22 protein-coding genes are annotated in these 25,338 nt (G+C 70.7%); 11 read left to right on the plus strand and 11 right to left on the minus strand.

Going from position 1 to position 25,338, the window contains the following annotated elements; all coding sequences use genetic code 11:
• Positions 1 to 21: 21 nt before the first annotated feature.
• Positions 22 to 1,128 (minus strand): ferritin-like domain-containing protein, encoded by a 1,107-nt coding sequence (locus I2W78_RS11970; protein WP_196459373.1) that lies wholly within the window; start codon positions 1,126 to 1,128, stop codon positions 22 to 24.
• An 88-nt stretch (positions 1,129 to 1,216) separates the two neighbouring features.
• Here I2W78_RS11970 and I2W78_RS11975 point away from each other — a divergent pair, with 88 nt between their 5' ends.
• From I2W78_RS11975 to I2W78_RS11995, 5 genes are all read left to right on the plus strand, one after another.
• Positions 1,217 to 2,155 (plus strand): AurF N-oxygenase family protein, encoded by a 939-nt coding sequence (locus tag I2W78_RS11975; RefSeq protein WP_196459375.1) that lies wholly within the window; start codon positions 1,217 to 1,219, stop codon positions 2,153 to 2,155.
• Between the two features lie 99 nt (positions 2,156 to 2,254).
• Positions 2,255 to 2,905: a TetR/AcrR family transcriptional regulator gene (locus I2W78_RS11980; RefSeq protein ID WP_196459377.1), complete on the plus strand. Its 651-nt coding sequence runs from the start codon at positions 2,255 to 2,257 to the stop codon at positions 2,903 to 2,905.
• A gap of 10 nt (positions 2,906 to 2,915) precedes the next feature.
• On the plus strand, positions 2,916 to 3,212 hold the full coding sequence (locus tag I2W78_RS11985) for a hypothetical protein (protein WP_196459379.1): 297 nt from the start codon (positions 2,916 to 2,918) through the stop codon (positions 3,210 to 3,212).
• A 103-nt stretch (positions 3,213 to 3,315) separates the two neighbouring features.
• Positions 3,316 to 4,458, plus strand: coding sequence for a C40 family peptidase (locus I2W78_RS11990; protein WP_196459381.1), 1,143 nt, complete (start codon positions 3,316 to 3,318; stop codon positions 4,456 to 4,458).
• A gap of 206 nt (positions 4,459 to 4,664) precedes the next feature.
• Positions 4,665 to 4,874, plus strand: coding sequence for a hypothetical protein (locus I2W78_RS11995; protein WP_196459383.1), 210 nt, complete (start codon positions 4,665 to 4,667; stop codon positions 4,872 to 4,874).
• 157 nt (positions 4,875 to 5,031) lie between these two features.
• Here the strand turns inward: I2W78_RS11995 and I2W78_RS12000 are convergent, their stop codons facing one another.
• From I2W78_RS12000 to I2W78_RS12020, 5 genes are read right to left on the minus strand one after another with little or no spacing between them, the layout of a single operon-like run.
• Complete coding sequence (locus I2W78_RS12000) at positions 5,032 to 6,285, minus strand: styrene monooxygenase/indole monooxygenase family protein (RefSeq protein WP_196459385.1); 1,254 nt, start codon at positions 6,283 to 6,285, stop codon at positions 5,032 to 5,034.
• Between the two features lie 24 nt (positions 6,286 to 6,309).
• Positions 6,310 to 6,948 carry a GTP-binding protein gene (locus I2W78_RS12005; RefSeq protein ID WP_196459387.1) on the minus strand — a complete coding sequence of 213 codons (639 nt, stop codon included), beginning with the start codon at positions 6,946 to 6,948 and terminating at the stop codon, positions 6,310 to 6,312.
• Positions 6,929 to 7,387 (minus strand): DUF742 domain-containing protein, encoded by a 459-nt coding sequence (locus tag I2W78_RS12010; RefSeq protein ID WP_196459389.1) that lies wholly within the window; start codon positions 7,385 to 7,387, stop codon positions 6,929 to 6,931. Before I2W78_RS12010 ends, I2W78_RS12005 begins: the two co-directional genes overlap by 20 nt.
• Positions 7,384 to 7,887, minus strand: a complete 504-nt coding sequence (locus tag I2W78_RS12015; RefSeq protein WP_196459391.1) for a roadblock/LC7 domain-containing protein — start codon at positions 7,885 to 7,887, stop codon at positions 7,384 to 7,386. Before I2W78_RS12015 ends, I2W78_RS12010 begins: the two co-directional genes overlap by 4 nt.
• Positions 7,884 to 11,123, minus strand: a complete 3,240-nt coding sequence (locus I2W78_RS12020; protein ID WP_196459393.1) for a sensor histidine kinase — start codon at positions 11,121 to 11,123, stop codon at positions 7,884 to 7,886. Before I2W78_RS12020 ends, I2W78_RS12015 begins: the two co-directional genes overlap by 4 nt.
• Positions 11,124 to 11,498: 375 nt before the next feature.
• Here I2W78_RS12020 and I2W78_RS12025 point away from each other — a divergent pair, with 375 nt between their 5' ends.
• Positions 11,499 to 12,287 carry a protein phosphatase 2C domain-containing protein gene (locus I2W78_RS12025; protein ID WP_196459395.1) on the plus strand — a complete coding sequence of 263 codons (789 nt, stop codon included), beginning with the start codon at positions 11,499 to 11,501 and terminating at the stop codon, positions 12,285 to 12,287.
• 11 nt (positions 12,288 to 12,298) lie between these two features.
• Here the strand turns inward: I2W78_RS12025 and I2W78_RS12030 are convergent, their stop codons facing one another.
• The 5 genes from I2W78_RS12030 to I2W78_RS12050 all read right to left on the minus strand — a co-directional run bounded on the left by I2W78_RS12030 (position 12,299) and on the right by I2W78_RS12050 (position 17,875).
• Positions 12,299 to 12,790, minus strand: coding sequence for a MarR family winged helix-turn-helix transcriptional regulator (locus I2W78_RS12030; protein WP_196464520.1), 492 nt, complete (start codon positions 12,788 to 12,790; stop codon positions 12,299 to 12,301).
• 212 nt (positions 12,791 to 13,002) lie between these two features.
• The gene (locus I2W78_RS12035; protein WP_196459397.1) at positions 13,003 to 13,326 is read right to left on the minus strand and encodes a hypothetical protein; all 324 of its coding nucleotides are present in this window, start codon (positions 13,324 to 13,326) and stop codon (positions 13,003 to 13,005) included.
• Between the two features lie 210 nt (positions 13,327 to 13,536).
• The gene (gene lon / locus I2W78_RS12040) at positions 13,537 to 15,951 is read right to left on the minus strand and encodes an endopeptidase La (RefSeq protein ID WP_196459399.1); all 2,415 of its coding nucleotides are present in this window, start codon (positions 15,949 to 15,951) and stop codon (positions 13,537 to 13,539) included.
• Positions 15,952 to 16,040: 89 nt separating this feature from the next.
• Positions 16,041 to 16,742 (minus strand): hypothetical protein, encoded by a 702-nt coding sequence (locus I2W78_RS12045; protein WP_196464521.1) that lies wholly within the window; start codon positions 16,740 to 16,742, stop codon positions 16,041 to 16,043.
• A gap of 311 nt (positions 16,743 to 17,053) precedes the next feature.
• The gene (locus I2W78_RS12050; protein WP_196459401.1) at positions 17,054 to 17,875 is read right to left on the minus strand and encodes a hypothetical protein; all 822 of its coding nucleotides are present in this window, start codon (positions 17,873 to 17,875) and stop codon (positions 17,054 to 17,056) included.
• 281 nt (positions 17,876 to 18,156) lie between these two features.
• Between I2W78_RS12050 and I2W78_RS12055 the strand changes: the two genes are divergently transcribed.
• The 5 genes from I2W78_RS12055 to I2W78_RS12075 all read left to right on the plus strand — a co-directional run bounded on the left by I2W78_RS12055 (position 18,157) and on the right by I2W78_RS12075 (position 25,244).
• A complete protein-coding gene (locus tag I2W78_RS12055; RefSeq protein WP_196459403.1) occupies positions 18,157 to 18,834 on the plus strand; it encodes a spermine/spermidine synthase domain-containing protein in 678 nt (225 codons plus the stop codon).
• Positions 18,835 to 18,947: 113 nt separating this feature from the next.
• Complete coding sequence (locus I2W78_RS12060; RefSeq protein ID WP_196459405.1) at positions 18,948 to 19,688, plus strand: response regulator transcription factor; 741 nt, start codon at positions 18,948 to 18,950, stop codon at positions 19,686 to 19,688.
• Positions 19,685 to 20,794 (plus strand): HAMP domain-containing sensor histidine kinase, encoded by a 1,110-nt coding sequence (locus tag I2W78_RS12065; protein WP_196459407.1) that lies wholly within the window; start codon positions 19,685 to 19,687, stop codon positions 20,792 to 20,794. Before I2W78_RS12060 ends, I2W78_RS12065 begins: the two co-directional genes overlap by 4 nt.
• Before the next feature lie 281 nt (positions 20,795 to 21,075).
• The gene (locus tag I2W78_RS12070; protein ID WP_196459409.1) at positions 21,076 to 24,870 is read left to right on the plus strand and encodes a multifunctional oxoglutarate decarboxylase/oxoglutarate dehydrogenase thiamine pyrophosphate-binding subunit/dihydrolipoyllysine-residue succinyltransferase subunit; all 3,795 of its coding nucleotides are present in this window, start codon (positions 21,076 to 21,078) and stop codon (positions 24,868 to 24,870) included.
• Positions 24,871 to 25,064: 194 nt separating this feature from the next.
• Positions 25,065 to 25,244: a DUF6104 family protein gene (locus tag I2W78_RS12075; protein ID WP_023586593.1), complete on the plus strand. Its 180-nt coding sequence runs from the start codon at positions 25,065 to 25,067 to the stop codon at positions 25,242 to 25,244.
• Positions 25,245 to 25,338: the final 94 nt, after the last annotated feature.

The raw sequence follows: 25,338 nt of genomic DNA on the forward strand, positions 1-25,338 counted from the left end.
CAAACAAACCTCCGCACCCCCTCAGTCGGCGCCCCCCGCCTCAATCACGTCCGTCACCTCTGCCACCCGCTCCCGCTCCTCCACCGCGAACCGCTCCGCGTCGAGCTTCTCGGCGACCTCCTCGTCCTGAGCCATCAGCAGATCCAGATTGGAGTCACCCATCTCGAACACCCCCATATCGACATAGGCCTCCTGAAGCCGCTTGCCCCACAGCCCGATGTCCTTCACACACGGCACGATCCGGCTGAACAGCAGCTTGCGGAACAGCGCGAGGAACTCGGACCGTTCGCTGTACTCCTCCGCCTCGGCGCGCGGGACACCGAAGTTCTCCAGCACCTCCACGCCGCGCAGCCGGTCCCGCATCAGATAGCAGCCCTCGATCACGAACTCCTCGCGCTCACGCAGTTCGGCGTCCGTGAGCTGCTGGTAGTAGTCCCGCAGCGCCATCCGCCCGAAGGCCACGTGCCGGGCCTCGTCCTGCATGACGTACGCCAGGATCTGCTTGGGCAGCGGCTTGTCGGTGGTGTCCCGGATCATGCCGAAGGCGGCCAGCGCGAGGCCCTCGATGAGCACCTGCATCCCGAGGTACGGCATGTCCCAGCGGCTGTCGCGGAGGGTGTCGCCGAGCAGGGACTGGAGGTTGTCGTTGATCGGGTAGAGCATCCCGATCTTCTCCTGCAGGAAGCGGGCGTAGATCTCCGCGTGCCGGGCCTCGTCCATGGTCTGCGTCGCCGAGTAGAACTTGGCGTCCAGGTCGGGCACGGACTCCACGATCCGGGCCGCGCAGATCATCGCGCCCTGCTCGCCGTGCAGGAACTGGCTGAACTGCCAGGAGGCGTAGTGCCTGCGCAGTTCGCCCTTGTCCCGCTCGGAGAGCTTCGCCCAGTGCCGGGTGCCGTACAGGGAGAGCGCCTCGTCGGGGGTGCCGAGGGGGTCGTACGGGTCGACCTCCAGGTCCCAGTCGATCCGCTTCTGGCCGTCCCACTGCTTGTCCTTGCCCTTCTGGTAGAGGGCCAGCAGGCGGTCGCGTCCGTCGTCGTACTCCCAGTTGAAGCGGGCCGCACCGGTCGCGGGCACCGGCCAGAGGGGCTCCCCCGGGTCCATGGCGTACAGGTCGAAGGTCGACATGTCCGCAGGCTCACACGTAGTAGACGCGGGGTCAACAAGTAGCGCGCAAGGGATTGACGGGCTTGCTGACACGCAGTCTCATAAGGGCATGACGACCCTCACCGAAGCCGAAGCCCTGGAAGGGCTGCGCGACGCGCTCGGCCTGCTCAAGGACCGCGAGCAGGTGGCCGAGCGGCTGCTCGACTCTTCCGCCAAGCACTCCTTCGACCCGGACAAGGAACTGGACTGGGACGCACCCTTCGAGGAGGGCAAGTGGTTCTGGCCGCCGGAGCTGGTGTCGCTGTACGGCACACCGATGTGGCAACGGATGAGCGAGGAACAGCGGATCCTGCTCTCCCAGCACGAGGCGGCGGCGCTGGCGTCACTGGGCATCTGGTTCGAGATCATCCTGATGCAGTTGCTGGTCCGGCACATCTACGACAAGGCGGCGACGAGCGCGCACGTGCGTTACGCGCTGACCGAGATCGAGGACGAGTGCCGGCACTCGAAGATGTTCGCCCGGCTGATCGAGCGCGGCGACACACCCTGGTACCCCGTCAGCCGCACCCACCAGCACCTCGGGCGCCTGTTCAAGACCATCTCGACCACACCCGGCTCCTTCACCGCGACCCTGCTCGGCGAGGAGGTCCTCGACTGGATGCAGCGGCTGACCTTCCCCGACGAGCGGGTGCAGCCGCTGATACGCGGGGTCACGCGCATCCACGTCGTGGAGGAGGCCCGCCACGTCCGGTACGCCCGCGAGGAGCTGCGGCGCCAGATGGTCACCGCGCCGAAGTGGTCCCAGGAGTTCACGCGGATCACCTCCGGCGAGTTCGCCCGCGTCTTCTCGGTCGCCTTCGTCAACCCCGAGGTGTACTCCAACGTGGGTCTGGACAAGCGGGAGGCTTTGGCGCAGGTGAAGGCGAGTGGGCATCGGCGGGAGGTCATGCAGACCGGCGCGAAGCGCTTGACGGACTTCCTGGACGACATCGGGGTGCTGCGGGGAGTGGGGCGACGGCTGTGGAGGTCTTCGGGACTGCTGGCCTAGGTGGCGTCTTCGTTCGGGGTGCGGGAAACGCCCAGGGGCGCGGAGAACTGCGCGACCAGCCCCAACGAAACCCGCACCCGGCCGACTACGCTGCCCCATATGACCCCCGCCGCCCCCGCATACCGCCGCCTCAGCGTCGAGGAACGCCGCAGCCAACTGCTGGACGCCGCGCTCACCCTCTTCGCCCACCGCGCCCCCGAGGACGTCTCCCTCGACGACGTGGCGGAGGCGGCCGGGGTCTCCCGCCCCCTGGTGTACCGCTACTTCCCGGGCGGCAAGCAGCAGCTGTACGAGGCCGCCCTCCGCTCCGCCGCCGAGGAACTCCAGCTCTGCTTCGACGAGCCGCGCGAGGGCCCCCTCCTCCCCCGGCTGTCCCGCGCCCTGGACCGCTACCTCGCCTTCGTCGACCAGCACGACGCCGGCTTCAGCGCCCTGCTCCAGGGCGGCAGCGTGGTCGAGACCTCCCGTACGACCGCCATAGTGGACGGCGTACGCCGGGCCGCGGCCGTGCACATCATGCGCCACCTCGGCATCACCGACCCGGGCTCCCGGCTGCGCATGACCGTCCGGATGTGGATCACCGCGGTCGAGGCGGCCTCCCTTATCTGGCTCGACGAGGACAAGCAGCCACCCCTGGACGAGCTGCGGGACTGGCTGGTGGAGCAGTTCGTCGCCGTGCTGTCCGTCACCGCCGCCCGCGACCCGCAGACCGCGTCGGTCGTGGCGACCCTCGCCTCGGCGGATGGCTGAGACTGGTGGCGTGAAGAGCGAAGACACCCCCTTCGAGGGCGGGCCCATGGACGGTCGCGTCCTGCCCGTGCTCCTCGGACTCACCGGCCACCCGCCGAAGACGTACCGCATCCCGGTCCCGGACCCGCACGGCGGTCCGCCCACGGTCCTCGTCTACCGCCGGGAGTCCCGCGGCAAGGGCAGGCTCACCCAGCGCTGGAAGTACGTCCACGATCCCGCGGGTGACCGGGGTGGCGGCCGGCTCGGGCGGCCGTGGCGCAAGCCAGACGCCACGCCGGGAGGCAAGCCGGACGACGCCGACGGGTGACGCCGTTACGCCATCCCGCCGACGGTCGGCGCGCGGGCCGCGCGGACGCGTCCCATGCTCGCGGTGCGGAGCGGACCCGCTGCCCCGCACCGGAGGTGATGACGTGTCAGGAAGGCTACTGCGCCTGGTGTGTACGGCGACCGTGGCGGCCCACGCCGTTCTCGCAGCCGTGCCCGCGGCGGCCGTACCGGAGCCCGGGGGGAACCGAGGACGGTCGATCGCCGCGTTGCTGACGGACCTTCAGCGGCTGTACCGGGAGGCCGAGAAGGCCACCGAGACCTACAACGCCACCGAGGAGCAGCTGAAGAAGCAGCGCGCCGTGGCCGGGCGGCTGGACACGGAGCTGTCCCGGGCCCGGCTCGCCCTGCACGACAGCCGGGGCGCGGCCGGCCGGCTGGCCCGGCAGCAGTACCAGGGCCGCAGCGACATCTCGCCGTACGTCCGCCTGCTCCTCGCCCGCGATCCGCAGCACGCTCTCGAACAGGGCCATGTGATCGGGCAGCTGGCGCGGGAGCGGGCCAGGACGGTGGAGGAGCTGGCCGGCGACGAGAAGAAGGCCGACGAGCTGGCGCACCGGGCGCGGGCCGCGCTGGACCGGCAACTCGCCCTCGCCGAGCGGCGCAAGAAGGAGCGCGACAAGGTGCGCGAGCGGCTGCACCAGGTGGAGAAGTTGCTCGCCTCGCTCACCGCCGCGCAGCTGGCCGCGGTCGCCGACGTGGAGAACAAGGGGGTCGCCGAGGCGCAGCGGAAGCTGGAGGCCTCCGGCGCGCTCGGCGCCGAGGCCAAGCCGTCCCCGCGGGGCAACCGGGCCGTGCGCTACGCCATGCGGCAGCTGGGGAAGCCGTACGAGTGGGGCGCGGAGGGCCCGAAGCGGTACGACTGCTCCGGGCTGACCTCCAAGGCCTGGGCCCACGCCGGGACCCGCATCCCCCGCACCAGCCAGGAGCAGTGGGCCAAGCTCCCCCGCATCCCGCTGAAGGAACTGCGCCCCGGCGACCTGGTGATCTACTTCCGCGACGCCACGCACGTGGCGATGTACCTGGGCAAGGGCAAGGTCGTCCACGCCCCCCGCACCGGCGAGAAGATCAAGGTCGCCCCGCTGGCGAATCACCCGATCCTGGGCGCGGTAAGACCGGATGAGAGGCGCCCCAAAGGGGCGCGGGGAACTGCGCGAGCAACCACGGACAGCACGCAGCGACCAAAGACCCCGCACCCCAACGGCGACCAGGCCGGCGATGTGAGATAATCCGCGGCCTCCTCCGGAACAACGAAGAAACCACCCATCAGGCCGGGGTGTTCTCTTCGTTCCAGGGCCTGTCCGACGGGTCGCGCCACCGACCCCGCACCCGACAGCACTGTCACCCGAATGGCCCAACATAACGCGCCACCCACATGGGTGAACATCAAGCTGATTAGTGCCCCAACCGAGGCAATCCGTGAAAGGCGAACCAAATGCGTATTCGACGAATTCTCGCCGCCGTCATCGCCACGGCAGCCTTCGCCGGGCTCGGCCTCACAGGCGCCGCCACCGCCACCGCCACCGCCGAACAGGGTGCCCCATCGGTCGTCACCCCGTCTGAGTGCAGGCAGGGCGGCGGAACGCCCGATCTGACGGAAAACCGCTGCAAGGGCGGTACGTACGACGGGGAGCAGATCGACTGAACCCCACAAGGCGCCCCGCAGCAACCCGCCGCGGGGCGCTCCCGCGCGAGCGTAGTCGGCCCCGGTGCGGCCGGGGCCGTCTGTGGGCCGTGCGAGGGCGGCCGACGTCGACCGACAACGACCGAGGACGACGGCCGCAGCCCAGGTCAGAGGGCCGTCAGGCGCCAGCGACCGAGGCCAGGTAGGCGGCGGTCTTCTCCGGCTCGTAGAAGAAGTTCTCGAAGTCCGCCGGATCGTTGAACCCATTGGCGAAACGATCAGCCGCCGGCTGAAGCTGACCGGCCGCGCCGATCAGGTTGAGGATGTGCTCCGGCGGCGGAGCCAGCATGGCGTTCGTCCACTTGGTGACGTGCTGGGCGGTGGCCCAGTAGCGGTCGAACGTCTGCTGCATCCAGGCCTCGTCGAACGGCTTGTCGCCGTGTTCCACGATCGAGGCGAGGTACGAAGCGGCGCACTTGGACGCCGAGTTGGAGCCCTGGCCGGTGATCGGGTCGTTGGCGACCACCACGTCGGCGACCCCGAGCACCAGGCCGCCGCCGGGCAGTCGGCCGATGGGGTTGCGGACGGTCGGGGCGTAGCGGCCGGAGAGGGTGCCGTTCGCGTCGGTCAGTTCGACCTTGGTGGCCCGCGCGTACTCCCACGGCAGGAACTTCTCCATGAGTTCCAGGGTCAGGGAGAGGTGCTCCGCGGGGTCCTTGACGCCGTTGAAGACGTCCAGCGGGCCGCCGGGTATGCCCTCCCAGAACAGGATGTCGGCGCGGCCGGAGGTGGTGTACGTCGGCATCACGAACAGCTCGCCGACGCCGGGCACCAGGTTGCAGCGCACCGCCTCGAACTCCGGGTGCTCCGGGCGCGGGCCGAGGCCGTGCACGTAGGCCACGGCGAGGGCGCGCTGCGGTTCGCTGTACGGGGAGCGCTCGGGGTCGCGGGCGAACATCTGCACGAGCTCGCCCTTGCCCGCCGAGACCAGCACCAGGTCGTACGTACGGGAGAAGTAGTCGAGGTCGCCGACCGCCGCGCCGTGGATGACCAGCTGGCCGCCGCGCTGCGCGAACGTCTCCATCCAGCCGGCCATCTTCACCCGCTGGTCCACCGACTGGGCGTACCCGTCCAGCTTGCCCACCCAGTCGATCGCCCGCTGCGAGGGGCCGGGGTCGAAGGATCCGGGGGCCGCGACCGAGACGCCGAGTCCCTCGATCTTCGGGGCCTGGGACTCCCAGAAGTTCAGCTTCAGATCGCGCTCGTGCTCCAGGGCCGTGTGGAACATGCACTGCGTCGACATGACCCGGCCGGAGCGGATCTCGTCCGCCGTCCGGTTCGACATCAGGGTGACCTCGTACCCCTGCGACTGGAGTCCGAGGGCGAGCTGGAGTCCGGACTGACCGGCTCCGACGACGAGTATCTTCCGCATGCGGGTGGTGACTCCTAGGTCGGTCTACTCGGGTGTTTCGTCGAGCGCGTGGCCGACGAGAGCCAGCAGGGTCTCGATCACGGAGATCCGGCGGCGCGCGTCCATGATCATTACAGGTATGTGCCGGGGGATGGTCAACGCCTCCCGCACGTCCTCGGGCTCGAACAGCTCGCTGCCGTCGAAGTGGTTGACCGCCACGACGTACGGCAGGCCGCAGCTCTCGAAGTAGTCGAGGGCGGGGAAGCAGTCCTTCAGGCGACGGGTGTCGGCCAGCACGACCGCGCCGATCGCGCCGCGCACCAGGTCGTCCCACATGAACCAGAACCGCTGCTGGCCCGGCGTGCCGAACAGGTAGAGCACCAGGTCGTCGTCGAGCGTGATACGGCCGAAGTCCATGGCCACCGTGGTGGTCAGCTTGCCCGGCGTGGCGGTGAGGTCGTCGGTCTCCTCGCTCGCCTCGGTCATCAGCGCCTCGGTCTGCAGCGGCGTGATCTCCGAGACGGAGGTGACCAGCGTGGTCTTGCCGACGCCGAAGCCGCCCGCCACCACGATCTTGGTGGCTATGGGGGCCCGGGTGCGGTCCGTCTGCCAGGACTTCAGGTTCTCGTCGCCTTCGACGAGCGGGTTGACGCCGGGAGCGGCGTCAGAGACGACGGAGTCCACTCAGCACCCTTTCGAGCAGCGCCCGGTTCGGCCGGCCCGTGCCGTGGCCGGTCCCGGTTCCGTACACACGGATCTTTCCCTGGTCCGCGAGATCGCTGAGCAGCACGCGGACCACGCCGAGCGGCATCTGCAGCAGCGCGGCGATCTCGGCCACCGTGCGCATCCGGCGGCACAGTTCGACGATGGCCCGCATCTCCGGCATGACCGTGGACCTGAGGGAACCTCCCCCGCTGCCAATAGCGCGGGCGGTGCCCCCAGTCAGTTCCTTGCGCTCCTCGGGCGCGTCCAGCGCGGCTGTGCTCGCCACGAAGGTCTCCACCAGCAGCACGTGCCCGAAGCGGGTACGGCCACCGGTGAGCGAGTAGGGGCGGACGCGGGCGGGCTTGCGGTCGCCGCCGCGCACCGGGAGCTTCTTCGGCATACCGGGTTTACTGCTCATCGGGCACTCCCCGTCGGTTCGGACTCCAGGGATTTTCGGAGCTCGCTGCGGAGCTCGGGCGTCAGGACGTGGCCGGCGCGGCCGACGAAGAGGGCCATGTGGTAGGCCACCACACTCATGTCGCAGTCCGCGGAGCCGTGCACGCCGAGCAGCGAACCGTCGCTGATCGACATCACGAACAGGCTGCCCTCGTCCATCGCGACCATGGTGTGCTTCACCGGGCCGAACTCCAGCAGCTTGGCGGCGCCGATGGTGAGGCTGCCGATGCCGGAGACGATGGTGGCGAGGTCGGCGGAGGAGCCGCGCGGGCCGGTGGGCCTGCCCTCGCGGGCTTCGCGCGCGGCGGCGTTCCTGCCGGGGTCGGAGGAGAGCAGCAGCAGTCCGTCGGAGGAGACCACCGCGACGGAGAGGATGCCGGGCACCTCCTCGACGAGGTTCGTCAGCAGCCAGTGCAGGTTGCGGGCCTCACTGCTCAGTCCGAAGGTACTGGGCGCGGTCAACTGCTTGCCTCCTCGACGGTGCCCCCCGTGGATTCTTCGGCATGTGCGTGTGCGCGGTCGGTCTCCGCGGCGGCGGCGCGGGTCGTCGCGTCCGGTGCCGGGGTGGACGGTGTCGCGGTCTGGCCGGTGTGCTCGGCGATCTCCGCCTCGACGTCCCGCCGGCCGGCCTCGGCGCCCCGGCGGAAGCCGCCCAGGCGGCGGCGCAGGGCATCGGCGTCAACGGATCCGGTGCGCGGCCGGGGCGCCGACGCGGGCGCGTTGATCTTCGGCGTGCGCTTGGGCAGCCCCTTGTCGGTGACGATCTCGGGCTCGTCCCCCTCGTCGGGGGTGCGCTCGTGGGTGTCGGGGCCGATGGCGTAGGGGTCGGCGGGAGCGGAGGACACCACCGGCTCCGGGGCCGGGGTCGACACGGAGGCCGGGACCGGGGCCTGGTCGGCCGCCCTGTCCCGGGCCTGCTCATCGCCCGGGGCACGCCCGGCGTCCGGACCCTGCTCGGCCGTCCACTCCGACGCACGCCCGGCGTCCGCGGCTTGCGCGGCTATCGGCTCCGGGGCACGCCCGGCGCCCGCACCCTGCTCAGCCGACGATTCCCGGTCCTGGTCGGCATCCGATCCCTGGACCGCCGTCCGCTCCGACGCATGCCCAGCGCCCGGACCCTGCTCGGCCGTCCACTCCGACGCACGCCCGACGCCCGAACCCTGCTCAGCCGTCCACTCGGCCGCACGCCCGGCGTTCGGATCCTGCTCGGCTGACTCCGACGCACGCCCGGCGACCGCACTCGACCCGGCCGACGCGTCCCGGCCCTTCACGGCCGACCTCTCCCGGACCTGCGCGGCCGAGGCCGCCCCGCCCTGGTCAGGCGAAGCCGCCCCGCCCTGTTCGGCAGGTCGCTGCTCGGGTCGCTCGGTGGTCTGGGGAGTGGTGGGCTCGCTCGGCTGTTCCGGGACCAGGAGCTCCATCGTGGTCTCGGCCGGAGACTCCGGGGCGCCCTGCGCGCGGACGGCGCGCTCCGCCAGCGCCACCAGCGGGTCGCCGTTCTCCGAGCGGCCGTGCAGGACGTTGGAGTTGGCCTCCGCGTCCGCGCCGGGCAGCGAGAAGCTGTGCGGGCCCTCGGAGAGGGACGCGGGCGTGGGCGACGGGACGGCGGCCGACGGGGCCTCGGCGAGCAGCGACTCGGGCAGGACCACGACCGCCGCGATGCCGCCCTGCTTCTGCTCACGCAGCTGCACACGCACACCGTGCCGGTGGGCGAGCCGGGCCACGACGTAGAGGCCGAGCCCGAGACCGTCCTCGCCCTCCTGGTCGTACGGCGACTCGGGGTCGAAGTCGGCGAGCCGGGCGTTGAGCCGGGTCATCCGCTCCTCGGTCATGCCGATGCCCTCGTCATGGACGGAGAGCATCACCTCGCCGTTCTCCAGCAGCCAGCCGGAGACCTCGACGGGCACGTCGGGCGGCGAGAACGAGGTGGCGTTCTCCATGAGTTCGGCCAGCAGGTGGGACAGGTCGTCCGCGGCGAACCCGGCGATGTGCGCGTGCGGCGGCAACGCGGTGATCCGGACCCGCTCGTACCGCTCGATCTCGCTGACCGCGGCCCGTACGACGTCGACCATCGGGACCGGGCTCGCGTGCTGCTGGACGTGCTCGGTACCGGCCAGCACCAGGAGGTTCTCGCTGTGCCGGCGCATCACGGTGGCGAAGTGGTCGAGCTTGAAGAGCGTGGCGAGCCGTTCGGGGTCCTGCTCGCGCTCCTCCAGCCCCTCGATGACGCCGAGCTGACGCTCGACCAGGCCGAGGGTGCGCAGCGCGAGGTTGACGAAGGTGCCGCCGATGCTGTCGCGCAGCCGCTCCAGCTGGGCGGCGGAGTCGGCGAGTTCGGCGCGCAGCTCCTCGCGGGCGTCGGCCATCTTCTGCCGCTGGCCGACCAGGTGTTTGCGGTCGCCCTCCAGGGTGGCGATCCGCTCGTGCAGGGCGACGGCGTGCGCGTGCAGGGCATTGACGGAGCGGACGACCTGGGCGAACTCGTCGTTGCGGCCGGTGAACTTGACCGGTTCCTCGGCGGCCGGGTCCTCGGCGGCGGCCAGCCGGGCGGAGCCGAGGCGCAGCACGGCGAGCGGGCGGGTGAGGCCGCGGGCCATGCCGGTGGCGACGCCGACGGCGAGCAGCATCAGGGCGCCGAGGATCGCGATGCGGATCTCCAGCGCGGTGACGTCGTCGTCGCGCAGCTGCTCCAGGGCGGTGGTGCGGCGCTCGTAGAGGGAGGACTCGACGCCGCGCATCAGGTCGATACGGGCGGTCAGGGCGGCGTTCAGCTTGTCGGCGCTGGTGCCGAGGTCCTCGTCGGAGAGGGTGGGCTCGTCGGTGAGGCCGGCGAGGTACTTGTCGGCGGAGTTGACCTCGGGTCCGGTGACCGTGGAGTCGTAGGTGCCGCGGGCGGCCTTGGTGGCCGTGTCGTGGAAGTCGGCGAGCGCGGAGTCGGAGCGCAGCCGGGCCTGCTGGGCGGCGGCGGTGAGGGCGGCACGCTGCTTGCTGTCGGCCTCGGAGGAGACGCTGGTCTCGGTGGGCAGACCGGTGATGGGGTCGTAGACCGTCTGGGTGCTGCTGGGCACGCTGAGGGCGGCCAGGAGCAGGCCCCGGGTGGCGGCGGCCTGCTGGACGGCGGTGTCGAGCTCGGCGAGGGCGTAGGCGCCGGAGCCCGCGCGGGGCGGGAGCTGTTCGGCGAGGTCCTCCGCGAGCCGGTGGAGTTCGGCGATGGCGTCGGAGTAGGCCTCGTGCGCTTCGAGAGCGGTGCTCTGCCCGGTGAGCGCCGCTCTGCGCACGGTCGCGATGCCGTCCAGGTCCGAGCGCAGCCCGGCCGGGGTGTCGGTGTTGGCGCGCAACTCCTCGACCTGCCGGTCGACACGTGCGCTGCGCTGCTCGGAGGGCGCCTTGGACTTGGGCCGGCCGGCCGCGATGTAGGAGGTGACCTCGTCCCGCTCGTCCGCGAGGGAGTGGGCGAGCGTGAGCGCGTCCTGCGTCCGCCCGCTCAGCGTCACCAGTTCCTGGCTGTCACTGAGCTGCCCGGAGGCGTCGATCACGGAGGGGGTGCCCGCACCGGCGATTGCGGCGGCCACGACGGCCACGGCCACGATGAGCCGGTTCCGTACGTGGGTCGGGCGGCCCTTGCCGACAGGGGTGCGCTCCGCGCCCCCCTCGGAGGCCGTCTGCTTGCCTGTGCGCCGAGGCCGCGTCTTCTGCACCGGTGCTCGCATTCCTGACTCGTCTACCCATGGGCCCGGGTGACGCCCCGTCAACTGGTGTGCACACCACCCGGTACGTACGGTCCCCGACCCTCCCAGTGCCGGTGGTCAGTCTTCGCACATCACCCGACCGGCCACCCGAAGGAGTGAACATCGGAGGGGAGTTGGCGGGCAAGTTCCTGCGTCGGTTGTGGCGGCCTGAGGCGGCGGGCCGGTTGGACGTCGGCGGCGGGCTTTGGCAGTATTCGCCGCCACGCCTTCCCGGAGTCTTCCATTCCGACCCAAATCCGGCGGCTGACCTGCGGCGGTACGGCGATTCGGCGACCGTTGCCACCCTTTCGCGGACGCTGTGAAGGGCTCGTGCAGACTGGCCCGATGCGCACGGAACTTGTTTCCCGGCCGGGTGACCCGGCCCGCCCCAACGAGGACTTCGCCAGTGTCGGACTACCCGCCTGCGGACAGGGCGGTTCCCTCGTGGTGCTGGACGGAGTGACCCCGCCGAGGGGCGGCACCGGCTGTCTGCATTCCGTTCACTGGTACACCGCCCGCCTGGGCGGGGCCCTGACCGAACTGACCGTTTCGCTCCCGGATGTTCCTCTGTCCGACGCCCTGGCCCGCGCCATCGCGCGTACTGCTGAGGCACACCGGGAAACCTGTGACCTTTCTCACCCACGAACCCCACAGGCAACCGTGGTCCTCGCCCGCTGGTCGCGGGAGACCGTCGAGCACCTGATCCTCTCCGACTCGGCCCTCCTGGTGGAGTCCCCCGACGGCCTGGTCACGCCCTACCTGGACGACCGCCTGGCCCGGCTCCCCCGGGCGACCCTGGCCACCGACGCCCTGATCGACGCCACGGTCCGCAACAAGGAGGGCGGCTTCTTCACGGCGGCCGCGGATCCCTCGGTGGCCGAGCGGGCGGTCACCGGGGTGCTGCCGCGCGACCAGGTGCGTGCCCTGGCCGCGCTCACGGACGGCGCGACCCGGTGGACGGAGAAGTTCCGGGAGGGCGACTGGGCGGACCTGTTCACCATCGTGCGCAAAAAGGGCGTGGAGGCGCTGGTCGACCGGATACGGGCACTGGAGGCCGCCGACCGCGAGGAGCGGACGTATCTGGGCCGCAGCAAGACCCACGACGACGCGACGGCCGTGTACGTGGAACTCTGAGCCGGCGTGCGCTACTTCTCCATCCCGGAGTTCAGCTGGTGCAGCAGCCGGGCGAGTTCGGCCACCTCGCGGCGGTCCCAGTGGGCGAGCTTGCTGACGTAACGGGCGCGGCGGGCCTCCCGGACCCGCTGCACCCGGGTCCGTCCCTCCTCGGTCAGGTGCACCAGCCAGGCGCGGCCGTCCGCCGGATCGGGTTCCCGGGCCACCAGGCCCAGCTCCTCCAGGGCACGCAGCTGACGGGACATGGTGGCCTTGCCGACGCCGATGTAGGCGGCGAGTTCGGTGGCCCGCTGTCGGCCGCACTCGTCCAGGCGTACGAGCAGTCCGTACGCCGCCGACTCCAGGTCGGGGTGGACCGCGCGGGCCATCTCGCCCTGGTTCGCGCGGGCCCGCCGCAGGAACACCGTCAGCTCGCGCTCCAGCGCCAGGAACTCCTGGTCCACACCACTTCGAGACAGGTCCGCTTCGTCTCGATGTCTGTCGCCGTTTCCGCCCTCGTGCACGTCAGCACCCTGATCCATTTTCCCGGTGGTGAAAGTTGTCGCCAACGGCGGTCATCACCGCAGCTCCGCCAGTATTTCGCAGGCGTAGACCAACGGCAGCCTCCGGACCCCCTTCCCACGGGCACCAACCGGCATGCCCACGCCAGCCGGTCCGGACGGACACAGCGCTGCCCCGCCGGTCCAGGGACGGCGGGGCAGCGAGTCGGCGCGGCTCAGTGGTGCTTGTCCTTCCAGTCGCGGTCGTGCTTGTCCTTCCAGTGGTCGTGGTGGTCGTGGACCTTGACCCACTTGCAGTGCTTGTGCCAGTGCCCGTGCTTGTGGTGCTTGTGATACCAGCAGTGCTTTTCCCAGTGCCCATGGCCACTGTGCTGGGCGGCCGTGCTCACGGTCGGCGCTTCGGGCATCGGGGACGCCGAGGCCGCGCCCGCCGAGAAGAACATCCCTCCGGCGGCCACCGCACCCGAGGCCACGATCGTCGCGACCCGGATTCCGCGCCTCTGACGGGATTCCTGCTTGGTTACCTTGGTGCCGATCACGGGTTTCTCCTATCTCCGAGGGCTTTCGCGTGGTCCGGTGTTTCCGGTGAGGCCCGCACTTCAAGTAGGCCGAAACACGACAGAAGAGTCATGTTCCGAAGATTCGTGACTTGACACCGCACGGAGTAGGGGCTATGGGCTACGCACTCATGGAGAAGGCCCGGGCCTCCCTCACGGGACCCGGGCTTTCCCTTCTTCCGGACGCGTCCGTCACGCCGCGACCGGAACCTCCGGCGCCACGCCGTTGGTGGCCGGCGACAGCGCCAGCTGCAGGACCTGGCGGACGTCGGTGACGGCGTGGACGTCGAGCTTGTCCAGCACCTCCGCCGGGACGTCGTCCAGGTCGGGCTCGTTGCGCTTGGGGATGATCACGGTGGTGACGCCCGCCCGGTGCGCGGCGAGCAGCTTCTGCTTCACCCCGCCGATGGGCAGCACCCGGCCGGTCAGCGAGACCTCACCGGTCATCGCCACGTCCGTGCGGACCAGGCGACCGGAGAGCAGCGAGGCCAGCGCGGTCGTCATGGTGATGCCCGCGCTCGGCCCGTCCTTCGGCACCGCGCCCGCCGGGAAGTGGATGTGCACACCCCGGTCCTTCAGGTCGGCGACCGGCAGCTCCAGCTCGGCGCCGTGGCTGCGCAGGAAGGACAGGGCGATCTGCGCGCTCTCCTTCATCACGTCGCCCAGCTGACCCGTCAGCGTCAGACCCGCCGCGCCCGTCTCCGGGTCGGCCAGCGACGCCTCGACGTACAGCACGTCACCGCCGGCGCCGGTGACCGCGAGGCCGGTCGCCACGCCCGGCACGGACGTGCGCCGCTCCGCCGGGTCCTGGGCGGACTCGGGCACATGGTGCGGCCTGCCGATGAGACCGCGCAGGTCGGCGTCCGTGACGGTGAACGGCAGCTTCCGCTCGCCCAGTTCGTGCTGGGCGGCCACCTTGCGCAGCAGCCGGGCGACGGACCGCTCCAGGTTGCGCACGCCCGCCTCGCGCGTGTACTCGCCGGCCAGCTTGCGCAGCGCGCTCTCGTCGAGGGTCACCTCGTCCTTCTCCAGCCCGGCGCGCTCCAGCTGACGCGGCAGCAGGTGGTCGCGGGCGATGACGACCTTCTCGTCCTCGGTGTAGCCGTCGAGGCGGACCAGCTCCATACGGTCGAGCAGGGCCTCCGGGATGGCCTCCAGCACGTTGGCGGTGGCGAGGAAGACGACGTCGGACAGGTCGAGTTCGACTTCGAGGTAGTGGTCACGGAAGGTGTGGTTCTGCGCGGGGTCCAGGACCTCCAGCAGGGCCGCGGCCGGGTCGCCCCGGAAGTCCGACCCCACCTTGTCGATCTCGTCGAGCAGCACGACCGGGTTCATCGACCCGGCCTCCTTGATGGCGCGGACGACACGACCGGGCAGCGCGCCGACGTACGTACGCCGGTGGCCACGGATCTCGGCCTCGTCGCGCACGCCCCCCAGGGCGACGCGTACGAACTTCCGCCCCATGGCGTGCGCCACGGACTCGCCGAGCGACGTCTTGCCGACACCGGGCGGCCCGACCAGGGCGAGTACGGCACCTCCGCGCCGCCCGCCGACGACCCCGAGCCCCCGCTCGGCACGCCGCTTGCGCACCGCCAGGTACTCGGTGATCCGCTCCTTCACGTCCTCCAGCCCGGCGTGCTCGGCGTCCAGCACGGCCTTCGCGCCCTGGATGTCGTACGCGTCCTCGGTCCGCTCGTTCCACGGCAGTTCGAGCACGGTGTCGAGCCAGGTGCGGATCCACGACCCCTCGGGCGACTGGTCGGAGGACCGCTCCAGCTTGTCGACCTCCTTGAGCGCGGCCTCGCGCACCTTCTCGGGCAGATCGGCGGCCTCGACCCGGGCGCGGTAGTCGTCCGACTCCTCGCCGTCCTGCTCGCCGTTCAGCTCGCGCAGTTCCTTGCGTACGGCCTCCAGTTGCCGCCGCAGCAGGAACTCCCGCTGCTGCTTGTCGACGCCCTCCTGGACGTCCTTGGCGATGGTCTCGGCGACGTCCTGCTCGGCGAGGTGGTCGCGCAGTTGCTGCGTGGCGAGCTTGAGGCGGGCGACCGGGTCATCCGTCTCCAGCAGCTCGATCTTCTGGTCGAGGGTCAGGAAGGGCGAGTAGCCCGAGTTGTCGGCGAGGGCGGAGACGTCGTCGATGGCCTGCACCCGGTCGACGACCTGCCAGGCGCCGCGCTTCTTCAGCCAGGCGGTGGCGAGCGCCTTGTACTCCTTGACCAACTCGGCGACATGCCCGGGCAACGGCTCCGGCACGCTCTCGTCGACGCGGGTCCCCTCGACCCACAGCGCCGCACCCGGCCCGGTCGTCCCGGCGCCGATCCGCACCCGGCCCCGGCCCCGGATCAGCGCGCCCGGGTCACCGTCGGCGAGCCGCCCGACCTGCTCGACCGTACCGAGCACACCCGTGCTCGCGTAGGTACCGTCAATACGCGGCACCAGCAGCACCTTGGGCTTTCCCGGCGCGGATCGGGCGGCGGCCTGGGCGGCCTCCACCGCGGCCCGGACATCTGCGTCGCTCAGATCGAGCGGAACCACCATCCCGGGCAGGACGACCTCGCCGTCGAGCGGCAGCACGGGCAGGGTGAGCGGAGTGGACGTCGAAGCCATGATCTCCCCTTCGGCAGTCAAGTTGAGCTATGCCGACTCAATGCTTGGGCGTGGCGCATTGTTCCCCGGGGTGTGTTCGCTGGGAGCGATCAGGGGGAGGGAGAGGTGCCCGGCCGGTGCTCGGGGTCCGAGTAGTCGGGGCTGCTGAAGCGTGGCTCGGAGTAGCCGAGGTGGGGGATACGGCTGGTCGGTGCCGGATCCTCCACAGCCGCCCGCAGGAAGGGCAGGATGCCGCGTTCCAGCAGGGCGTGACGCCAGGCTTCCCTGGCCCTGGCCACCTCGCCGCCGAGTTCGTCGGGTTCGGAGGACGAGGACTGGTTGCGCAGTGCGGAGCCCACCAGCCCGACGACGGCGGCCAGGATCGAGGCGGCGGTCACGGCGCCGAACACCCACCCCGTGACGATCAGGTGCTCGGCGATGCCGGGGTCGGGGTCGAACAGCTTCAGCAGGTACCCGCCGAGCAGGAAGATCGCCGCGGCCGCTCCGGCCAGTACCGGTCCCAGCACCGCGACGACGGCCATCACACCCACGCCGGCGCTGTCTGAGACGGACGCCTGGCCGACCGGGGCGCCGACTGGCGCCGGACGGCGCAGTTCCTCCCGGACGCCCACGTAGTGCTGGTACTCGGTCGCCGCAGCAGCCGTGATCAGTGCGGTGGCGTTGAGCGCCATGGTGCGCAGCTGTTCGGGGTTGAGCCGCTGCCCCACGGCGGCCAGTTCCGGGCGATGATGCGCGGAGCTCAGCGCCTCGTCGAGGAGCCGCTCGTACTCCGCGCGGTCTTCGGTGAGCAGATGCTGGGGAACTGTTCTCGTCCCCGCCGGGGCGAGGCCAACCGCCTTGTACGGCGCGGGCGTCGGCCTCGGAGCTGCGTCCGGCTCGGGTGCGGGCGCCGGAACGGACGCGGCCGACTCGGTCGCGCTCACCGCCGAAACGGGGGCGTCCCGCCGGGCGCCCGACCCCACCCGCACCCCCAGTACTGCGGCCAACACCCGCCGCCCGAAGGGCAGACGACGCCGCGCCGCGATCTCCGCGGGTGCGCGCCCCGCACGCTCGACGCCGAGCAGCGACGCGGAGACCCGGCGGCCGAAGGAGGACCGGTCGGTCATGGCGCCCCCTCCTCACCCGCGGCCTGCCCGTGCGGCAGCGACGACGTACCCCGACCGCCCCGGATCGACCCGCGGCCCGTTCCGCCCGCCGAATCGACGGGCCGACCGTTCGGCTGCGGCTCAGCGGCCTCGGGCTCCGCCCGCACAGCGGCAGGACGCACGCACGGCAGCGACTCAGCAGCCTCGCCATCCGCCCGCACAGCGGCAGGACGCACGCACGGCAGCGACTCAGCGGCCTCGCCGTCCGCCCGCACGGCGGCAGGACGGACGTACGGCGAGGTCGGGGAAGGCTGGGCGGGCAGGGACACTCCGCCGCCCGTGACGTCGGGCGCGGCCGGGGCGCCGTAATCACCGCCTTCCAGCGGCGACACCGCTGGGACCGCTGGGACCGGCGACACCGGTGGCACCGGCTGCGTGGCGGACTCGGCGGCACCCGCCCCCTGCCCCACCGCCTCACTCACCGACTGGATCCGCGCGAGCTGCGTCAGGATCACGGGCGCCGAGATACCCACCACGATGGCCGCGTACGGCCCACTGATCTGCCCGGTCACACCGAACAGCACCGCCACGGCGGCCCCCATCGCGCTGTGCACCACGGCGGCGGTCAGATCGACGGCCGGATCGAAGTAGTCCAGAAACCGAGGAGCCACCGGCGGCTCCTGCCCCACCGCCTGCGGCTCCCCCCGCTCCAGAGACTGGCCCTGCCCCGGCTGCCGATGCCGACTACGCGCCGAACGCCAGTTCAGGAACTGGATATAGAGGTCGAGGGCCCCACGCGTCGCACCCCCCACCGCTCCCAGCAGGATCAGCATCGGCACGTCCACAGGGCCCCCGGATCACGGACGGTGGGTTCCCTTCCCCTGGAACCCACGGCACACATCACGAGCGTAGGGCGGCCGGGCAGTGCGAGGAAGGCACTTCGGAATCACCGGAGCCGGCCCGCGCCCGACATCGGATCACCGGCGGCCGCAGCAGTCCGTTCCACGTCGAGGCGCCCCCTCCGTCACCCCGCCCTTCGCCCACTCCGCCATTAACCCCTCGTCAACGAAGTCTCCTCAATTCCGTCAATATTCCGTCAGAGAAGTGCCAGGATGGGCTGATGCCCACCACCTACGACACCCCCGAAGTCCTGGACCGTCGTGAGGGCCCGCACGGCGAGGTCGTGCTGCGGCGGCACGGGGCGTTGCTGCAGATCATCGCCAACGGCTGCTTCCTGATGGACACCTCCGACGGACGCTCGGAACGGCTCCTGGTCGACGCGGCGCTCGCCGCCCTCGACGACCGCCCCGACCCGCACGTACTCATCGGCGGACTCGGCGTCGGATTCTCGCTCGCACATGCCTGCGGCAACCCTCGCTGGGGCCGGATCACGGTGGTCGAGCGGGAGCGCGCGGTCATTGACTGGCACCGCGCCGGACCCCTTTCCGCGGTGTCCGGCAATGCGCTCACCGACCCTCGTACGCGGATCGTCGAAGCGGATCTGATCGATTACGTCAATGAGACTTCCGCCACGTTCGACGCGCTGTGCCTGGACATCGACAACGGGCCCGACTGGACCGTCACGGAAGCCAACGCGGGGCTGTACTCGAAGGCCGGACTCGCAGGCTGCGCACGGGTGTTGAGGCCCGGCGGGGTACTCGCCGTATGGTCGGCGAAACCCTCCCCGGAATTTGAAGGAACCTTGTGGAATGCCGGTTTCCGGCATGTGCGTACCGAAGAGATCCCGGTTGCCCGGGGCGTTCCCGACGTCGTGCACCTCGGCGTACGACCTGAATAGCCGAGCTGCGGTGACTCCCCGTACTCTGCTGCCCTGACGCCGATCATTCAAGCGTCAAGCGCAGTCATGGGATCACCCCACGGATTCCGGAAAGCACACTTCAGGGGCGGGCGATGGAGCAAACACACACCTCCCACAACGGCACGGCGGCTGCCACCCCGGGCGCACAGCGCCGGGTTCTGGTGGTGGAGGACGACCCGACGATCGTCGACGCCATCGCGGCCCGCCTGCGCGCCGAGGGATTTCTCGTGCAGACGGCCACCGACGGCCCGGCCGCCGTCGACACCGCCGAGGCCTGGCAGCCCGATCTGCTGATCCTCGACATCATGCTGCCGGGCTTCGACGGCCTGGAGGTCTGCCGGCGCGTGCAGGCCGCGCGGCCGGTGCCGGTGCTGATGCTCACCGCGCGCGACGACGAGACCGACATGCTGGTGGGACTCGGCGTCGGCGCCGACGACTACATGACGAAGCCTTTCTCCATGCGTGAGCTGGCCGCACGCGTGCACGTGCTGCTGCGCCGGGTGGAGCGGGCCGCGCTGGCCGCCGCGACGCCGCGCAGCGGCATCATGCGACTCGGCGAACTGGAGATCGACCACGCGCAGCGCCGGGTGCGGGTGCGCAGCGAGGACGTCCACCTCACCCCCACCGAGTTCGACCTCCTCGTGTGCCTGGCGAACACCCCGCGCGCGGTGCTCTCGCGCGAGCAGCTGCTGGCGGAGGTGTGGGACTGGGCGGACGCCTCCGGCACCCGGACCGTCGACAGCCACATCAAGGCGCTGCGCCGGAAGATCGGCGCCGAGCGGATCCGCACGGTGCACGGCGTGGGCTACGCGCTGGAGACGCCGACGCCATGAGCGAAGGGCGGTCGGCCGCACGGAGGAGCCCCGGGGAGCCCTGGGGCGGCGTACGCCCGTTCTCGATCAAGACCAAGCTGGGCGCGCTGGTCGTGATCTCGGTGCTGATCACCACCGGTCTGATGATGATCGCCATGCGCACCGAGACCGAGCTGCGCTTCATCACGGTCTTCTCGATGATCGCCACACTGCTGATAACGCAGTTCGTGGCGCATTCGCTCACCGCGCCGCTGGACGAGATGAACGCGGTGGCCCGCTCGATCTCGCACGGCGACTACACGCGCCGGGTGCGGGAGAACCGCTGGGACGAGTTGGGCGACCTGGCCGTCACCATCAACCGCATGGCCGACGACCTGGAGGCCCAGGACCGCCAGCGCAAGGAGCTGGTCGCCAACGTCTCGCACGAGCTGCGCACCCCGATCGCGGGCCTGCGCGCCGTGCTGGAGAACATCGTGGACGGCGTCACGGAGGCCGACCCCGAGACCATGCGCACGGCCCTGCAGCAGACCGAGCGGCTGGGGCGGCTGGTGGAGACACTGCTCGACCTGTCCCGCCTGGACAACGGCGTCGTACCGCTGAAGCAGCGGCGGTTCGAGGTGTGGCCGTATCTGTCCGGGGTGCTCAAGGAGGCCAACATGGTCACCTCCGCGCGCGCGGGCATCGCCTCCGGCTCCGGCAGCCACACCCGCACGGACGTCCATCTGCACCTCGACGTCTCCCCGCCGGAGCTGACCGCGCACGCCGACCCGGAGCGGATCCACCAGGTCGTCGCCAACCTGATCGACAACGCGGTCAAGCACAGCCCGCCGCACGGCCGCGTGACGGTCAAGGCGCGGCGCGGGACGCTGCCGGAGTCGCTGGAGCTGGAGGTCCTGGACGAGGGCCCGGGCATTCCGCGCTCGGAGTGGCACCGGGTCTTCGAGCGCTTCAACCGGGGTGCGGTCAGCCGGCCGCACGGCCCCGGCAGCGACGGCGGCACCGGCCTCGGTCTGGCGATCGCCCGCTGGGCGGTGGATCTGCACGGCGGCAGGATCGGGGTGGCCGAATCCGAGCGGGGTTGCCGGATTCTCATCACCCTTCCGGGCCTGCCTTCTGTGCCAAGTTGACGTAAAGTTCGAAGCGGAGCCACAAGATCCACGGGCGTCCGCACAGACGGACACGTGTGATCAGGCAGAGGCCTGCGCCTCCTGCGCGCCGGGCCGAGTTCGCCGCACCCCTTCTGCAACGGAACCACGCTTGTTTCCCGCCATTTCAAGCCCCGAAACACACGTTCCGATGTGACTTACGCGACGATGAACGGGCCCGGTCTCACCTTCTTGGTCATGGAGGCGTAGCCTTAATTCCCGCTGTCCATCACCTTGTGAAGCGGAAGAGGGCGGTTGCCGCCGTGTCGCCACAGTCCCCCAGTAACGCATCGAGTGTCTCGACCGACGCAGACCAAGCGGGCAAGAATCCCGCAGCCGCGTTCGGTCCGAACGAGTGGCTCGTCGACGAGATCTATCAGCAGTACCTCCAGGACCCGAATTCGGTAGACCGCGCCTGGTGGGACTTCTTCGCCGACTACAAGCCCGGCGCGGCTGCCACCCCGGCGCCGGCGGGTACCGCGGCCGCGGGGGCCGCGGAGACCACCAGCACGGCTCAGGCGCCCGCCCAGGCCGCTCCGGCGGCCCCGGCCGCACCCGCGGCCCCGAAGCCCGTCGCGGCCGCTCCTGCCCCGGCTCAGGCCCCTGCGCAGCCCAAGGCCCCGGCCCCGGCCGCCGCCAAGCCGCAGCCGAAGCCCAAGGCCGCCGCCGAGCCGGCCGCCGCGGCCCCGGACGGCCCCGAGCTGGTCACGCTGCGCGGCCCCGCCGCCGCGGTCGCGAAGAACATGAACGCCTCGCTGGAGCTGCCGACCGCCACGTCGGTCCGCGCGGTCCCGGTGAAGCTGCTCTTCGACAACCGCATCGTCATCAACAACCACCTCAAGCGGGCCCGGGGCGGGAAGATCTCCTTCACGCACCTGATCGGCTACGCGATGGTGCAGGCCATCAAGGCCATGCCGTCGATGAACTGGTCGTTCGGCCAGCAGGACGGCAAGCCGACCCTGGTCAAGCCGCCGCACGTCAACCTCGGCCTCGCCATCGACCTGGTCAAGCCGAACGGCGACCGCCAGCTGGTCGTCGCGGCGATCAAGAAGGCCGAGACGCTGAACTTCTTCGAGTTCTGGCAGGCCTACGAGGACATCGTCCGCCGCGCCCGCGACGGCAAGCTGACGATGGACGACTTCTCCGGGGTCACGGTCTCCCTGACCAACCCGGGCGGCCTCGGCACGGTCCACTCGGTCCCGCGCCTGATGCCCGGCCAGTCCGTGATCATGGGCGTCGGTTCCATGGACTACCCGGCGGAGTTCCAGGGCACCTCCCAGGACACCCTGAACAAGCTCGGCATCTCGAAGGTCATGACGCTCACCTCGACGTATGACCACCGGGTGATCCAGGGCGCCGCGTCCGGCGAGTTCCTCCGCCAGGTCGCCAACCTGCTCCTCGGCGAGAACGGCTTCTACGACGACATCTTCGAGGCGCTGCGCATCCCCTACGAGCCGGTCCGCTGGCTCAAGGACATCGACGCCAGCCACGACGACGACGTCACCAAGGCCGCCCGCGTCTTCGAGCTGATCCACTCCTACCGGGTCCGCGGCCACGTCATGGCCGACACCGACCCGCTGGAGTACCAGCAGCGCAAGCACCCCGACCTGGACATCACCGAGCACGGGCTCACCCTGTGGGACCTGGAGCGCGAGTTCGCCGTCGGCGGCTTCGCCGGCAAGTCGATGATGAAGCTGCGCGACATCCTCGGCGTGCTGCGTGACTCGTACTGCCGCACCACCGGCATCGAGTTCATGCACATCCAGGACCCGAAGCAGCGCAAGTGGATCCAGGACCGCGTGGAGCGCCCGCACGCCAAGCCGGAGCGCGAGGAGCAGCTGCGCGTCCTGCGCCGCCTGAACGCGGCGGAGGCCTTCGAGACGTTCCTGCAGACGAAGTACGTCGGCCAGAAGCGCTTCTCGCTGGAGGGCGGCGAGTCCGTCATCCCGCTGCTGGACGCGGTCCTCGACTCCGCTGCCGAGTCCCGCCTGGACGAGGTCGTCATCGGCATGGCCCACCGCGGCCGCCTCAACGTCCTGGCCAACATCGTCGGCAAGTCGTACGCGCAGATCTTCCGCGAGTTCGAGGGCAACCTCGACCCGAAGTCGATGCACGGCTCGGGCGACGTGAAGTACCACCTGGGCGCCGAGGGCACCTTCACCGGCCTGGACGGCGAGCAGATCAAGGTCAGCCTGGTCGCGAACCCCTCGCACCTGGAGGCCGTCGACCCGGTCCTGGAGGGCGTCGCGCGCGCCAAGCAGGACATCATCAACAAGGGCGGTACGGACTTCACGGTCCTGCCGGTGGCGATCCACGGCGACGCGGCCTTCGCGGGCCAGGGCGTGGTGGCCGAGACCCTGAACATGTCGCAGCTGCGCGGCTACCGCACCGGCGGCACGGTCCACATCGTCATCAACAACCAGGTCGGCTTCACCGCGGCCCCCGAGTCCTCGCGTTCGTCGATGTACGCGACGGACGTGGCCCGCATGATCGAGGCCCCGATCTTCCACGTGAACGGCGACGACCCCGAGGCCGTCGTCCGCGTCGCACGCCTGGCCTTCGAGTTCCGCCAGGCGTTCAACAAGGACGTGGTGATCGACCTCATCTGCTACCGCCGCCGCGGTCACAACGAGTCGGACAACCCGGCCTTCACCCAGCCGCTGATGTACGACCTGATCGACAAGAAGCGCTCGGTGCGCAAGCTGTACACCGAGTCCCTGATCGGTCGCGGCGACATCACCCTGGAAGAGGCCGAGCAGGCTCTGCAGGACTACCAGGGCCAGCTGGAGAAGGTCTTCACCGAGGTCCGCGAGGCCACCTCGCAGCCGGCGGCGGTCGAGACGCCGGACGCGCAGGCCGAGTTCCCGGTCGCCGTGAGCACCGCGGTCTCCACGGAGATCGTCAAGCGGATCGCCGAGTCCCAGGTCAACATCCCCGACCACATCACCGTCCACCCGCGTCTGCTGCCGCAGCTGCAGCGCCGGGCGTCGATGGTCGAGGACGGCACGATCGACTGGGGCATGGGCGAGACCCTCGCCTTCGGCTCGCTGCTCCTGGAGGGCGTCCCGGTCCGGCTCGCGGGCCAGGACTCCCAGCGCGGCACCTTCGGCCAGCGGCACGCGGTCATCATCGACCGCAGCACCGGCGAGGAGTACACGCCGCTGCAGTACCTGTCGGAGGACCAGGCGCGCCTGAACGTCTACAACTCCCTGCTGTCCGAGTACGCGGCGATGGGCTTCGAGTACGGCTACTCGCTGGCCCGGCCGGACGCGCTCGTGCTGTGGGAGGCGCAGTTCGGCGACTTCGTCAACGGCGCGCAGACGGTCGTGGACGAGTTCATCTCGTCGGCCGAGCAGAAGTGGGGCCAGACGTCCGGCGTCACCCTGCTCCTGCCGCACGGCTACGAGGGCCAGGGGCCGGACCACTCCTCCGCCCGCCCGGAGCGCTTCCTGCAGCTCTGCGCCCAGAACAACATGACGGTCGCGATGCCCACGTCGCCGTCGAACTACTTCCACCTCCTGCGGTGGCAGGTGCACAACCCGCACCACAAGCCGCTGGTCGTCTTCACCCCGAAGTCGATGCTGCGCCTGAAGGCGGCGGCCTCGAAGGCGGACGAGTTCACCACGGGCGGCTTCCGTCCCGTCATCGGCGACGCGTCGGTGGACCCGGCGGCGGTGAAGAAGGTCGTCTTCTGCGCGGGCAAGGTCTACTACGACCTGGAGGCCGAGCGTCAGAAGCGCGGCGTGACGGACACGGCGATCATCCGCATCGAGCGCCTGTACCCGCTGCCGGGTACCGAGCTCCAGGCGGAGATCAAGAAGTACCCGAACGCCGAGAAGTACCTGTGGGCCCAGGAGGAGCCGGCGAACCAGGGTGCCTGGCCGTTCATCGCGCTCAACCTGATCGACCACCTGGACCTGGCGGTCGGCGCGGACGTCCCGCACGGCGAGCGCCTGCGCCGCATCTCGCGTCCGCACGGCTCGTCCCCCGCCGTGGGCTCCGCGAAGCGGCACCAGGCGGAGCAGGAGCAGCTGGTGCGAGAGGTGTTCGAGGCGTGAGCCGCTGAGCATCGGCTCGCCCCATGGGTCGGCCCCATCGCCTCGGTGAGGTGGTGGGGCCGACCCATGGGGCGACCACGGCGAGCACCTCGCCGCCTGCCGTCCCGAGCCATCCCGTGCGGGCCACGCTCCGGCCACGCATAACCTGGAGAGGTACGACCAGAGGCCCCAGGCCCAGCCCCAGGAGAGCATCCGTGTACTTCACCGACCGAGGCATCGAAGAGCTGGAGAAGCGGCGCGGCGAGGAGGAGGTCACCTTCGAGTGGCTCGCCGAGCAACTGCGCACATTCGTCGATCTGAATCCGGACTTCGAGGTGCCGGTGGAGCGGTTGGCGACGTGGCTGGCGCGGCTGGACGACGAGGACGAGGAGTAAAACGCGGAGCAGGGTGACGGGATACCTTTGGGTGCCCCGGTGCGGGTTGTGGGCGCCTTCGGGCGCCCTTTGTGCGTCGTCGTCCTGTGATCCA

The organism is Streptomyces spinoverrucosus (assembly GCF_015712165.1).
Lineage (GTDB): Bacteria > Actinomycetota > Actinomycetes > Streptomycetales > Streptomycetaceae > Streptomyces > Streptomyces spinoverrucosus_A.